Below are 13602 nucleotides of genomic sequence, written 5' to 3'. Positions count from 1 at the left end.
CACGGTGATCGGCGCATGCGGGCTGACGAGGCGTCTGCTCTTCCATCGGGGCACCTCCTGGTCTCGGGGGCAGGTACGAACGGACGGCGTCAGAACACCGGTGTCTCGACGTAGCGTCCGAAGACGGTTTGCAGCGACTCGACGATCTCGCCCTCGGTGCAGTGGGCACGCGCGCAGTCGAGCAGCGGCCACATCAGGTTCTCGTCTTCGCTGCGAGCCGCCTCGCGTAGCCGCTCCAGCGCGTGTTCTGCACGCCGCGCGTCGCGCTCGGCGCGCACCCGCCGAACACGCTCGATCTGCTTGCGCTCGACCTCGTAGGGAATGCGCAGGATCTCAACCTCTTCCTCTTCCGGCACCTGGTAGCGGTTGACGCCAACCACGACGCGCTCGCCGCGCTCGACCTCCTGCTGGTAGCGGAACGCCGCTTCGGCGATCTCGCGCTGGGGGAAGTTCTGCTTGATCGCCTCGACCATCCCCCCGAGTTCGTCGATGCGCCGGAAGTAGTCGTAGGCGGCCTGCTCCATGCGGTCGGTCAGCGCCTCGACGAAGTAGGAACCGCCCAGCGGGTCGATCGTGTTCGTCACGCCGGTCTCGTGGGCGATGATCTGTTGGGTGCGCAAGGCAACGCGCACCGCCTCTTCGGTCGGCAGCGCGAGCGCTTCGTCGTAGGAGTTGGTGTGCAGCGACTGCGTGCCGCCGAGCACGGCCGCGAGCGCCTCGATCGTCGTGCGCACGATGTTGTTGAGCGGCTGCTGGGCGGTCAACGAGCAGCCCGCCGTCTGGGTGTGGAAGCGCATCAGAAGCGAGCGCTCGTCGCGGGCACCGTAGGTGTCGCGCAGCTCCCGCGCCCAGATTCTCCGGGCGGCGCGGAACTTGGCGATCTCCTCGAAAAAGTCGATGTGAGCGTTGAAGAAGAAGGAGAAGCGGGGCGCGAAGGAGTCGATGTCGAGGCCGCGCTCGAGCGCGTACTCGACGTAGGTGAAGCCGTCCTTGAGCGTGAAGGCGAGCTCCTGCTGAGCGGTCGACCCCGCCTCGCGGATGTGGTAGCCGGACACCGAGATCGGGTGCCAGAGCGGCATCTCGCGCGCGCAGAACTCGACCATGTCGGTCACGAGCCGCATCGCCGGCTCGATCGGGAAACACCACTCCTTCTGCGCGATGTACTCCTTGAGGATGTCGGTCTGGATCGTGCCGCGCAGCTTGTCGGGCGGCACGCCTTGCCGCTCGGCAGCGACCACGAAAAACGCGAGCATCACCGCTGCCGGGGCGTTGATCGTCATCGACACTGAAACCTGGTCGAGCGGGATGCCGCGGAAGAGCCGCTCCATGTCGACGACCGAGTCGATCGCCACACCCTCGCGCCCAACCTCGCCCTCGGAGCGCGGGTGGTCGGAGTCGTGGCCCATCAAGCTCGGCATGTCGAACGCGGTCGAGAGACCGGTCTGCCCCTGCTCGAGCAGGTACAGGAAGCGCTCGTTCGTCTCCTCGGCCGTGCCGAAACCGGCGAACTGGCGCATCGTCCAGAGGCGCCCGCGGTACATCGACGGGTAGACGCCGCGCGTGTAGGGGAACTCGCCCGGGTAGCCGATCTCCGAGAACGGGGGCAGGTCCTCGGGGCCGTAGAGGGGCTTGATCGGCTCGCCGGAGATCGTGGTGAACAGCGCTTCGCGTTCGCGGGCGCGGCTATAGCGCTCGCGCAACCAGCGCTCTGTCCCGCCGCGTGCGGGCTCCTCCACCCCCATCGTTGCGTAAAGAGTACGGCACCGCAGGTCTCGAACGCGTACTGGGAACGGGGCGCCCGGGACGGCGCATCAAGCAAGCCCGCGCTTGTGCCGACAGATACTTCGAGGAGGATCGCTGGGGGAGGCAGCGATCCGCCCGGTCACGCCATGCGGCTGGAACACCTGGATCCGCTCGGAGGGCACAAGCGGGGTTGACAGGAGGTTCAAAAACCGCCGCGCCCGAGCACCCCGAGGGCGCCAACCTGACTCTCGCCGACCAGCTGCGTCGCGAGCGGCTGCTCGATATCGAAGAGCGGATTAGCCGCTACCGACGGATGACGTTCGCCGTCCTTGCGTTTTCGCTGCTCCTCGCAACCCCCGAGCTGGGCGCGTGGTGGTTGTTCCCGTTCTTCGCGACAGTGGTCGCGTTCCCGGTCTGCGAGCGCTTGATGCGGCGAGCGGCGAACCCCTTCCCCTGGGCCGCGGCGGGCTGGGCCGTGAGCCCGCTCGCGATCTCCGTCGCCGTCGTGCTCACCGGCGGACCCGAGAGTCCCGGCGTCCCCTGGTTGGCTCTCCCGGCGATCACGCTCGCCGCACGTTTCGAGCGCCAGGGCGTGTTGATCGGCAGCGCCTACATCTACGCGCTGCTGTTCGCGAGCACCGTCGCGATCGATCCCGCCGCCGTCGCCGAGCGGCCATCGCGGGTGATCTTCCCGATGGCACTGGTGTTGGGAGCGATCCTGCTCTCGACTGCGACCGTCGAATCCGACCGCAAGCACCGGCGCGAGGCGCTCGTCGACCCCCTGACCGGGCTGCTCAACCGGGCCGCCCTCAGACTGCGGCTCGACCAGCTTTTGCGTGATCCTGCGCAGGCGCAGGCGCCGCGAGCGCTCGCGTTCGCGATCGGCGACATCGACCGGTTCAAAGAGATCAACGACACCTACGGTCATCTCGTCGGCGACGAGGTGTTGCGCACGGTCGCGCGCGCGATGCGCAAGTCGCTGCGCGGCGGCGACCAGCTGTTCCGCATCGGCGGCGAAGAGTTCGTGGCTCTTTTGCCACTCGCCGACAGGGAGCGCGCGGTGGCGGTGTGCGAGCGGTTGCGACAGGCCGTCGCCGCAGCTCGCTCGCCGTCGGGTTTGACGGTGACGATCAGCTTCGGCGTGACGATCGCGCGTGGCGCCGACGTCACGCTCGAGCAGCTCGTCGCCGAAGCCGACGAAGCTCTCTACCGGGCCAAGCGCGCCGGCCGCGATCGTGTCGAGCTAGCCGCCAGGCAGCTCGACGATCCGGCGCTGGCTGCGCAAGCGCCGCGTTGAGCCCATCCGCGTCGCCGTTCGGCGAGCGCGCTCAGCGTCCAGCAAGCGTGCTCAAGGCGAGAGCGGCCGTCCAAGCGAAGTCGCGAGCCCCGAGACCGCGTCCCGAAGCGGGCACGAAGTACTCGCGGATCCCACCATCGCGCACGCACTCGACGAGGCGCAAGCGCAGAAGCTCGGCTTCGCTGCGAAAACCGTGCTCGGACAGCGCGAATGCGCACAGCCACGTCACGTTCACCCACACGGGGCCGCGCCAGTAGCGACGCGGCTCGTTGCGCGGGTCGTCGCGAGCGAGCGAACGAACGCCGACCGGACTGGCAAGCGCCCCGGCAGTCACCAGCTTGGCGACTGCCGCGACCGCCCTGTCGGGTAGGTCTGGCGCTACCGCCGCGAGCGCGCTCGCACACGACAGTGCGTCGGTCTCTTCCTCGGTCACGAGATCGACCGCGCGCAACAGGCCGTCGCTACCAAGCCGTGCCCGTAGCGCAGCACCGACACGTTCGCCACGCTCTGCTTCGGCTTCGGCGAGCCGGGTTTCGCCGAGTTCGGAACACAGCCAGGCGAGGTCCGCGGCGGCGCGCGCGAGGATCGCACTGAAAGCGGGGTCGAGAACGCGAAAGGGGCCGCTCGCGGCGAGCTCGCGCTGCGGCCAGCCGCGGCGCGTCCCCTCGCGAACGAGCGTCATGAAGCGCCGGTAGTGGTCGTCGCTCGGCCGTTCGGCAGCGTCGACGTAGCGCCGATCGGGACGCGGCACCACGCGCACCGCGGGACGTATGCGCGCGAGCGGTGCGTCCCATTCGACGGCGTTGTCGCGCCCCGACTCCCAAGGATGGATCAGGACCGGCTCGCCGAGCCCGCAGGGGTCGCGCGCGCCGAGCAGAAACGCGTGCCAGCGACTGAGCGGCGCGAGCAGACGCCGTGCAGCGAGCTCGTCGCCGGTGGATTCGAAAAGCAGCCGCGCGGCGGTTGCGGCTACCGGCGGCTGGGTTATCGCCGTGCGTAAGCGCCCGTCACGGCCGCGCAGCCACCCCCACCAGCCCGGCGATGGCGAGTAGCGCGAGCGGACGAGAGCGGGCAGAAAACGTGCGAGGCTCGGGATGCGGTGAAGGAGTGGGGCCAGGCGTTCGAGCGGACGGGGGGAGGCGTAAGCGATGTGGGGTACGAGACCGTCGCGGGCTTGCGCACCCGTGAGCGTTTCGAGCTCTTGCCACGCCCGTCGAGGATCGACACACAGCCAGCCGAGCGCAGCGAACGCCGAGTCCCAGTTCCACTGGTGCGGGTAGGTGAGCGGCGAGGGCACCGTGTAGGTGCCGCGATCGCAGCGGGCAAGCGTCCCTAGGCAGGCCGCCCGCAAGCCGCCGTCGCTGCTCGCCGCGCGATCAGACACGCGCGAGCACCCGCCACCGCCGACGCGGTCGTGCCCGCCGCACGACGAGTGCGGCGCACGCCCCGCCCGCGGCCGCCGTGGCGAGCGCAGCGCCCAGGCGCAATTTGAGCGCGAGCCTGTCGAAACGCATGATCCGCCAACCCTCGGCGCGGGCGATGCGCTCGAGCTCCTTGTCGGGGTTCACCGCCACTGGATTGCCTACCGCTCTGAGCATCGGCAGATCCGACTCGGAGTCCGAGTAGGCGAACGAGCGTTCGAGGTCGAAGCCCTCGCGCGCGGCGAGCTCCCGGATCGCTTCCGCCTTGCCTTCGCGGTATGTGAAGGGGCCGGCGAGGCGCCCGGTGTAGACACCCCCCTCGACCTCCGCGCGCATGCCAACGGCACCGTCGAAACCGAGAACGTGGGCGAGCGCGTCAGCGAGCTCCTGCGCGGCGGCGGTGACGATGTAGACCTTGCGGCCGGCTTCTTGATGGCTCCACGCCTCCTCGAGCATCTGCGGGTAGAGGCGCGGCAAGACGCTGCTCAACACGCGCGGGCCGAGACGCATCAGGTCGCGCTGGCGCTGACCGGCGATCGCGTCGAGGACACGCCGCTTGACGGCTTCGGTCTGTTCGTCGGTCGATCCGCGCAGACGGAAGGCGAGGTTGGCGACGAGATCGCGTGCCAGCTGGCGGCGCGAGAGCATGCCGCTCTCGAACGCCGCCCGTGCGAAATAGAAGGCGCTGGAGCCTTCGAGCAGCGTTTTGTCGAGATCGAAGAAGGCGGCAGCGCGGTCGCTCGACACCGAGCCGCAGCTAGGCGCCGTCGACCTCGATCACGATCGCGTCGCCCTGGCCGCCGCCCGAGCAGATAGCTGCGACACCGATGCCGCCACCGCGGCGGCGGAGCTCGTAGGCGAGCGTCATCAGGATGCGCGCACCGCTCGCGCCGATCGGGTGACCGAGCGCGATCGCCCCGCCGTTGACGTTCACCTTCGCCTCGTCGATGCCGAGCATGCGCACCGAGTTGATCGCGACCGATGCGAACGCCTCGTTGATCTCGAAGAGGTCGACGTCGTCGACGGCGATACCGACCTTGTCGAGCGCTTTCTTCGCCGCTTTCGCCGGTGTGCGCGCCAGGTACGGGAAGTCGTCGGCGATCGCCGCCTGGGAAACGATCGTCGCGAGCGGCTTACGGCCGTTGCGCTTGGCCCACTCGTCCGACGCGAGCACGAGGGCCCCCGCCCCGTCGTTCACACCCGGGGCGTTGCCGGCCGTGTGGGCACCGTCCTTGTGGAAAGCGCCGGGCAGCTTGGCGAGTTTCTCGAGCGAGGTGTCGCGCCGCGGCGCCTCGTCGATCGCGACGGTCGTCTCGGCCTTCTTGGAGCGGACGGTCACGGGGACGATCTCTTCGGGGAGACGTCCCTCGTCGATCGCGCGGATCGCGAGCTCGTGCGAACGCAGGGCGAAGCGGTCCATGTCGGCGCGCGTGATCTCGAGCTCCTCGCCAACCTCGTCGGCCTCCTCGCCCATGTGCTTGCCGGTGAAGGGGTTGCGCAAGCCGTCGTTGATCATCGCGTCGAGCAGCTTGGCGTCGCCCATCCGGTAGCCGAACCGCGCCTGCTTAAGTAGGTAGGGGGCGTTGGACATCGACTCCATCCCGCCGGCCACCGCCACCTCGATCTCGCCGGCGCGGATCGCCTGGTCGACGATGCCGGCGGCGCGCAGCCCCGAGGCACACACCTTGTTGATCGTTTCGGAGGGCACCTCGCGGGGAATGCCAGCCTTGATCTGCGCCTGGCGCGAGGGGATTTGACCCTGCCCTGCCTGGAGCACCTGGCCGAAAACGACCTGCTCGACCTGTTCCGGTGCCACATCGGCGCGCTCTAGCGCAGCAGCGATCGCATGACCACCGAGGTCGGTCGCGTCGAGAGAAGCGAGCGCGCCGCCGAGCTTGCCGAACGGGGTGCGGGCGGCTCCGAGGATGACGGTCTTGGGCATCGGTCGGCTTCTCCCTCCTTCGCGTGCTGGAAGCTGCGGTTGCTGGCGCTGGCGGGGCCGCGGGCCCGCGAGCCGGCGGCGACGGCCGCTCGCGAGCAAAGCGACGCGGGAACGATACCCCCTTGGCCCGGTACCCGCTGCGCACACCACCGATCGCGCTCGCCACCACCGGGGCCGTACACTGCCCGAGCCGTGGCCCCGGTCGAGGTGCTGACGAGCGACAACTCTCCTGCCGACAGCGGCGCTAGCGCGCGCGTCGTCCCCCTATTCGAAGACGAGCAGGCGCCTGCCGACAAGGTCGCAGCGCAACTCCTTGAGCTCGGCGAGGCGCGAGCGCGCTACAGGCACCTGGCCCACGGCCACGACGCGAGCGGCCAGCGGGTGATCGTCGTCGGGCTCGGCAAGCGCAGCGAGCTCGATCACGAACGGCTGCGGGCGGCGGCGGCGGCGGTCGCCCAGCGCGCTGCGCAGCTTGCGGTGCGCAGCGTCGCCTGGCCGCTCCCCACGTCGACGAGCTCCGAAACTACTGCGGCGAGCGCCGGGCAGCTCGCTGCCGCGCTCGTCGAGGGGACGCTGCTGCGTGCGTACCGCTTCGACCGGTTCAAGAGCGGGGGCGGTGGCGACGGCGACGACAGCGGCCTTGAACGGCTGATCGTCTGCGCCACGGGTTGCGAAGCGGCGATCGAGCGGGCACGGATCGCGACGCTCGCGGCGAACCGCGCGCGCGATCTCCAGAACTTGCCGGGCAACGTCGCGACGCCGACGTTCCTCGCCGAGCGCGCTGGCGAAATCGCCGACCAGCACGCGTCGCTCGAGGTCGAGCTCCTCGACCGCGAGGGGATCGAGCGGCTCGGCATGGGCGCGTTCGCTGCGGTGGCGCGCGGCTCGGTGAGCGAACCGCGCCTGATCGTGCTCCGCTACGCGCCGAGCGCGGCGCGCGGACCGCACCTCGGGCTGGTCGGCAAGGCGGTGACCTTCGACAGCGGCGGTATCTCGATCAAACCCGCCCAGCGCATGCACGAGATGAAGTTCGACATGTCCGGCGGCGCCGCTGTGATCGAGGCGGTCGGCGCGATCGCCGAGCTCGCCCTGCCGCTACGCGTCACCGCTGTCGTCCCGGCCTGCGAGAACATGCCCGACGGCGGCGCGTTCAAACCGGGCGACATCGTCACCGCGCTGAACGGCCGCACGATCGAGATCACCAACACCGACGCCGAAGGCCGGCTGCTGCTCGCCGACGCCCTCACCTACGCGGTCCGCGAGGGTGCCGAGCGGCTCGTCGACCTCGCGACCCTCACGGGCGCGATCATCGTCGCGCTCGGTTCGACCTACGCCGGTCTTTTCGCCAACGACGACGAGTGGGCCGCAACAGTCGCGGCGGCGTTCGCCGCCACCGGCGAGGACACCTGGCGGATGCCCCTCCACAGCGACTTCGCCGAGATGGTCCGCGGAGAGCACGCTGACCTCGTAAACGCCAGTCTCGAGCGCAAAGCGCTGTCGTGCTACGCCGCACAGTTCCTGGCCGAGTTCGTAGATGGGCGGCCGTGGGCGCACCTCGACATCGCCGGCACGGCGTGGGCCCGTGGCCGCGAGTACGTCGGCAAGGGCGCGTCGGGGTTCGGCGTGCGCGCGCTCGTCGAGCTCGCCCGCCGGCTGGTCGCGTAGGCGCGCCGACGCGCAGCGCCTAGGAGGAAGCGACGGCCCTACCCGTGGCCGGCTGCGCGCTCTGCTCGTAGCGTTCGCGCAGCACTCGCTTCAGCACCTTGCCGGTGGCGTTGCGCGGCAGCTCGTCGAGGAAGATCACCTCGCGCGGCACCTTGTAACGGGCGAGGTTGCTGCGCACCCAGTCCTTGAGGTCGTCTTCGCTCGCTGTGCTACCCGCCTCGAGCGCGACGAAGGCGACCAGGCGCTGGCCCCACTCTTCGTCGTCTACGCCAATGCAGGCCGCTTCGCGCACCGCCGGATGCACGGCGAGCGCGTCCTCGACCTCCTGCGGGAAGACGTTCTCGCCGCCCGAGACGATCATCTCGTCGTCACGCCCTTCGACGAACAGGCGCCCAGCGGAGTCGAAGCGACCGACGTCGCCGGTGGCCATGAGCCCGTCGATCACCTCTTTCGAGTTGCCGTCGGTGTAGCCCTCGAAGAGCATCCGGTTGCCGACGAAGATGCGGCCAGTCCGGCCAGCGGGTACCGGGCGACCCTCCTCGTCGTAGAGCCGCACGACCGTGCCGCGCGGCGGCGTGCCCGCGGTGCCGGGAGCGGCGCGCAACTCGGCGGGCGTGGCGATCGTCGCCCAGGCGACCTCGGTCGAGCCGTAGAGGTTGTAGAGGTTGTCGCCGAACTCGTCCATCCAGCGCAGCGCGAGATCGCCGGGCAGCGCCGAGCCCGACAACGCCACGACCTTGAGACATGAGAGGTCGTAGCGGCGGCGCACCTCCTCGGGGAGCTCGAGGATCCGCTTCAGCATCACCGGCACGGCCGCCAACGAGTAGCAGCGATGCTGGGCGACGACAGCGAGACACTCCTCGGGTTGGAAGCGGCGCCGCAGCACGTACGTCGAGCCGATCAGAAGACCGATCTGGAAGTGCGCCAAGCCCCAGGAGTGGAACAGCGGCGACGCGATGTGCGTGCGCTGGCGCGCCTGCAAGGGGATCTTCGAGAGGAAGCTGACGGCGGGGTCGATCGAATCGGGCGTCGATCGCCGCGCGCCTTTGGGCGTGCCGGTGGTACCGGACGTGAGGATCGTCACGCGCGGGGTGCGTCCGGGCGGATCGGGGTTGCGCGGCGACCCCTCGTCGATCAGCTCCTGGAGGGTGGGATCGGCCGGGCGCAAACTGTCCTGCCAGGCGACAAACCGCTTGCGCCGCCGCGCGGCCGGCCGCACGATCTCGGCGAACTCTTCGTCGTAGACGACCGCGTCGGGACCCTCGCGCTTGATGACGTCGGCGAGCTGCGGCCCGGCGAACATCGTGTTCAGAAACAGAGAGTCGGCCCCGAGCTTCGACGCGGCCAGCACGGTCTCGATGAAGCCGCGGTGGTTGCGGCACATGATCGCGATCTGCGAGCCGGGACCGAGACCACGCGCTCTAAGGGCGTCCGCCAAGCGATTGGTGCGTTCGTTGACCTCGCGGAAGGTGAGCGTGCCGATCTCGTCGATGATCTGGGGCTCGTCGGGGAAACGCGCCGCGAGGCCGATCGAGGCCGCACCCGGCGACGGCCCCCAGCGCAGCAGCGTGCGCGCGAAAGCGAGCGCGCGGTCGGGTCGCATCGGTCGGATGACGCCGCGCTCGGCGAGGATCTTGACCGTACCGAGCTGGTACAAGACGCGGTCGGCAACCTGGAGCAGGCTGTCACTCACCTCTTTGTCTCCTTGGCTGGCCTGGGGTTGAGCGGGGCGCGCTGGCGAAGTCGGTGTAGGTGGCAAAGGTTCGGCGCGCACGCGAGAGGGTCACGATCCCTTGCATCGGCACACGCCGACCGGAGTTTGAATCCGCGTGCAGGAAGTAGCACGCAGGTTCGGGAAGGTACCGCACGCGGCGCTTCGCGGCTAGCGAGTAGGTGCCGCCTGCTGCTGCTCGCCGGTGCCACCTTGCACCGCTGACCGCGATTCGCGAGCTAGGAGTCGGGCGCTTCCGGTTCGCGGAAGACGTCCTTCTGCCAGGGCGGCCGCACATCGCCGAGTTCGCGGTAGCCGGATCGGGCGTGGCTGTCGAGCGGGATCAACACGAGGTCGGCCGGCGCGACGTAGATCCCGTCGCGGACGTGGGTCGGGTGCGAATCGGGCATCGCCAGCGAGTTGGCGTGGCTACCCGGGTCGACGCGCACCCAGCGGCTCGCGGCCAGCCACTCGACGCACGTGCGGCGCACTGGTGGTATGCCCCGCGCTGCACCGCGCAGCGGGTCGATGGGCACGAGGCGGGGCAGCTCCTCGCGGACGACACGCAGCGCGCTCTTGAGCGCGCCGAGACGGCACGGGAACCAGTCGCCGTGGTTAGAGGCGCGGGAGAGGACGCTCCCGTCGGGCTCGATCCGGATCTCGTAGGCCTCCCAGTCGTCGCGGTGGTACCCGGGCGTCGGCCGACCGAGGAGGCGAAACAGCCCGTCGGCGATTGTGCGGGTGCGCGAGTCGGGGTAGTAGAACCAGTACTGCACGTAGGTGCGCCCGCCGCGGCGCACAACGTGCACGAACGCCGCCGCCGGCACACCCCGCGCGCTGGCGGCGAGAGTGGTGCCGGCCGTCGCGAAAGCGCTGGCGCAGCTTCGCTGGCGGCATCTGCGCCAATCGACGGGAACGTCGACTTCGCCCGTGCTCCGTGCAGCGACCGCCCGCTCGGAGCCGCCCACCTCCGCGCGCTGGTACACGAGACCAGGGGCATGGTCGCGGATCGTCTCGGCCAACCGTGCCCCGTAAGCGCGCTCGAGATCGCCGTCGCCACGCTCGCAGCGATCGCTCGCGAGCACGCACAGGAGCTGCCGCGCGAGGGCGCTGGCGAAGGCGAGCGTGTCGGCCCGTTGCGCGACAGCCGCCGCTCCGGCGAGGACGATCGCGATCGCCAGAACGAGGCCTATCCACTCGACGGTCGCTTGGCCGCGAGTCTCCGACGTGAGGTAGCGTCGAGTGGTAGCGCGAGAACGCACACAGGTCATCGCTCGCGACGGTAGGCGGCGCGCGGTGACGTAATCGCCGCGTTCGTTACGAGACGGTCCCAAGACCTGTGAGCAGGGCGATCGGCGAAGCTGCGGCGCCGCGGATGGCTCGCGAACCCGGCCCGCTCAAGGACCGGCCGGGGATACCGAGTATCTAAATCCGACGGACGTGGTAGAGGTAGACGCGGCCGTGAGCACCCCACCGAAACCCCTTTGGGAACGGCCCCCGGAGCCGCTCGAGCAGCTCCTGGGTCGCTTCGATGGCCGGTTCATCGATCTCCCGCGCGGCGAGGCGCGGATCCGGCTCGAGTTCAGCCGGCAGGGCACGGTCGACTGCCTGGTTGCCGACGGCCGCAAGCCGCGTCTGGATCGTCCGCGCGGACGCCCCGACGCGATCATCACTGCCGACCCCGATGGCTGGCGAGCGCTTGCCGACGACCTTCGCGAAGGTATGGCGATTTTCGCCCGCGGCCGGCTGCGCGTCCGGCGCGACCTGCACCTGGGGATCGGCTTTCTCGCTGCCACCGCGCGGCCCCAGCGCGGGCGCTTGCGATTCGCCCGCGTCGCCACGAGCGTCGGCGAGATCGCCTATTGCGAGGCCGGCTACGGGCCAACGGTCGTCTGTATCCACGGCCTTGGCGGCACGAAGGCCTCCTTCCTGACCACAGTGGCGGCGCTCGCGATCCCGTACCGCGTCGTTGCGCTGGACCTGCCCGGCTTCGGCGACTCGGCCAAGCCGCTGCGCGCCCCCTACGACGCTCCTTGGTTCGCAGCAGTCGTCCGTGAAGCACTCGACGCCCTCGGAATCCGCAGCGCCCACTTCGTCGGCAACAGCATGGGCGGTCGTGTCGCGATCGAAATCGCCCTCTCCGACCCCAAGCGCGTGCGCTCGCTCGGCCTTCTGTGCCCATCGCTCGCTTGGTTGCGGCGCAGACAAGCGACACCACTCGTGCGGGCGCTGCGCCCCGAGCTCGGTCTCCTGCAACCTGCCCCGCGCCCGCTCGCCGAGCTGTTCGTGCGGCGCCTGATCCCGGGCGCCGCCGGCGACGACTGGGTGGCAGCGGGGGTCGACGAGTTCTTGCGCTCGTACTGCAGTGCGCGTGGGCGCGCCGCCTTCTACGCGGCGGCACGCAACATCTATCTCGAGCCCGCCCACGGTGACAGTGGCTTCTGGCGACGGCTCGGTGAGCTCCGGACGCCGGCACTGTTCGTGTGGGGCAAACGCGACACGCTCGTCCCGGCCAGCTTTCACCGCCACGTGCGCAAGGTTCTTCCCAACGTCGAGCAGCTGATCCTGCCTTGCGGGCACGTGCCGCAGGTCGAGGATCCGCAGCGAACACATACCGCGCTCGTGGACCTCTTCCGCAGCGCCTCGCGGGGGGCGGGTAACCGCTCCGACGGGCGCAGCTCGTCCCGTCGCCACGGCACGGGCGCCAGCCGCTCGGACGCCCGCCTGCGCGCCTCGGCGGGTTTGCGGTAGAAGACCGCGCCGTGAAATCGCACCGGTTGCGGCCCGCCAGCCTCGCACGCCCGTCTACTCGCACACGCTCGTCCACCCTTGCGCTCGTGCTGGCCACGCTGGCTGCACTAGCTGCGCTGGCCGGCTGCGGTGGCGGCGAGGACACGCGAACCCCCGAACGCGTCGCGCTCGCCCTCGACTTCACGCCCAACGCCGTGCACGCCCCGCTCTTCATGGCTCGCGAGGACGGTCTCGATCGCAGCCACGGTGTCCGCCTGGCGATCCGCGCCCCCGGCTCCGCACCCGACTCGCTGAAACTGCTCGAAGCCAATCGGGTGCAGCTCGGCGTCCTCGACATCCAGGACCTCGGCCTCGCGCGCGAACGGGGGCTCGACGTGGTCGCTGTCGGGGCACTCGTGCGCGTACCGCTCGCCGCGCTCGTCACGCGTGCCGAGGTGACGCGACCGCGCGATCTCGTAGGACGGCGCGTCGGTGTCTCGGGTTTGCCGTCCGACCCGGCTGTGGTGCGAGCGATCGTCGAGGGCGATGGCGGCGACCCGCGCCGCATCCGCTACGTGACCGTCGGGTTCGCAGCGGTGCGCAGCCTCCTCGCCGGACGGATCGACGCTGCACCGGTGTTCTGGAACGCCGAGGGCGTGGCGCTGCGCTTGCGCGGCGCGCGCGTGCGCGAGTTCCGGCTCGATCGCTTCGGCGCGCCGCGCTTCCCGGAAGTCGTGCTGGTCACCACGCGCACCCAGCTCGCTCGCCGGCGGGCTGCGATCGAACGCACCTTGGCAGCGATCGCCGCCGGCATCGACAGCGTCCGGCGCCGGCCGCAACGCGCTGTCGACCTGATCGTACGCGCGGGCGGCGGCGAGCGCGCGCTCGTCGCGGCCCAGCTCCAGGCGGTGCTGCCGGTGTTCGCGGACGACTTGCGCGTACCGCGCGCGGCGCTCGTCGGCTGGGCACGGTTCGCCGAGCGGTTCGGAATCCTGCGCCGCCGACCTGCCGTGTCCGACGCGTTCGCTCTACGACTGGGCTCGGGCAAGCCGCACTGAGGCGGCAGGGCGGCCCAAGCGGTGCGTTTTCCGGC

At 70.3% G+C, this 13602-nt stretch carries 10 protein-coding genes; 4 read left to right on the top strand and 6 right to left on the bottom strand.

Features of this window, described 5'->3' with window-relative positions:
- Window positions 1–89: 89 nt before the first annotated feature.
- Window positions 90–1742 (bottom strand): acyl-CoA mutase large subunit family protein, encoded by a 1653-nt coding sequence (locus JDY09_RS02135; protein ID WP_274717358.1) that lies wholly within the window; start codon window positions 1740–1742, stop codon window positions 90–92.
- A gap of 191 nt (window positions 1743–1933) precedes the next feature.
- On the opposite strand from JDY09_RS02135, the gene JDY09_RS02130 reads away from it, so the two are divergent.
- Window positions 1934–3040, top strand: a complete 1107-nt coding sequence (locus JDY09_RS02130) for a GGDEF domain-containing protein (protein WP_274717357.1) — start codon at window positions 1934–1936, stop codon at window positions 3038–3040.
- 31 nt (window positions 3041–3071) lie between these two features.
- On the opposite strand, the gene JDY09_RS02125 is transcribed toward JDY09_RS02130, so the two are convergent.
- From JDY09_RS02125 to JDY09_RS02115, 3 genes are read right to left on the bottom strand one after another with little or no spacing between them, the layout of a single operon-like run.
- Window positions 3072–4424 (bottom strand): MGH1-like glycoside hydrolase domain-containing protein, encoded by a 1353-nt coding sequence (locus JDY09_RS02125; RefSeq protein WP_274717356.1) that lies wholly within the window; start codon window positions 4422–4424, stop codon window positions 3072–3074.
- Window positions 4417–5208: an HAD family hydrolase gene (locus JDY09_RS02120; protein WP_274717355.1), complete on the bottom strand. Its 792-nt coding sequence runs from the start codon at window positions 5206–5208 to the stop codon at window positions 4417–4419. The genes JDY09_RS02125 and JDY09_RS02120 overlap by 8 nt, the downstream gene beginning before the upstream one ends.
- A 10-nt stretch (window positions 5209–5218) precedes the next feature.
- On the bottom strand, window positions 5219–6403 hold the full coding sequence (locus tag JDY09_RS02115; RefSeq protein WP_274717354.1) for an acetyl-CoA C-acetyltransferase: 1185 nt from the start codon (window positions 6401–6403) through the stop codon (window positions 5219–5221).
- A gap of 192 nt (window positions 6404–6595) precedes the next feature.
- Between JDY09_RS02115 and JDY09_RS02110 the strand changes: the two genes are divergently transcribed.
- Window positions 6596–8068, top strand: a complete 1473-nt coding sequence (locus JDY09_RS02110; RefSeq protein WP_274717353.1) for a leucyl aminopeptidase — start codon at window positions 6596–6598, stop codon at window positions 8066–8068.
- A gap of 19 nt (window positions 8069–8087) precedes the next feature.
- Here the strand turns inward: JDY09_RS02110 and JDY09_RS02105 are convergent, their stop codons facing one another.
- Together JDY09_RS02105 and JDY09_RS02100 are read right to left on the bottom strand one after the other, a co-directional pair.
- The gene (locus JDY09_RS02105) at window positions 8088–9761 is read right to left on the bottom strand and encodes an acyl-CoA synthetase (protein ID WP_274717352.1); all 1674 of its coding nucleotides are present in this window, start codon (window positions 9759–9761) and stop codon (window positions 8088–8090) included.
- Window positions 9762–10018: 257 nt separating this feature from the next.
- Window positions 10019–11050, bottom strand: a complete 1032-nt coding sequence (locus JDY09_RS02100; RefSeq protein ID WP_274717351.1) for a hypothetical protein — start codon at window positions 11048–11050, stop codon at window positions 10019–10021.
- Between the two features lie 190 nt (window positions 11051–11240).
- Here JDY09_RS02100 and JDY09_RS02095 point away from each other — a divergent pair, with 190 nt between their 5' ends.
- Together JDY09_RS02095 and JDY09_RS02090 are read left to right on the top strand one after the other, a co-directional pair.
- A complete protein-coding gene (locus tag JDY09_RS02095) occupies window positions 11241–12530 on the top strand; it encodes an alpha/beta fold hydrolase (RefSeq protein ID WP_274717350.1) in 1290 nt (429 codons plus the stop codon).
- An 86-nt stretch (window positions 12531–12616) separates the two neighbouring features.
- Entirely contained in the window at window positions 12617–13567 is a 951-nt protein-coding gene (locus JDY09_RS02090; protein WP_274717349.1) for an ABC transporter substrate-binding protein, read from the top strand.
- Window positions 13568–13602 lie beyond the last annotated feature (35 nt).

The organism is Thermoleophilum album, from assembly GCF_028867705.1.
Classification (GTDB): Bacteria; Actinomycetota; Thermoleophilia; order Solirubrobacterales; family Thermoleophilaceae; genus Thermoleophilum.
The sequence above is the reverse complement of the archived record's forward strand: the minus strand, read 5'-3'. Positions and strand labels throughout refer to the sequence as shown.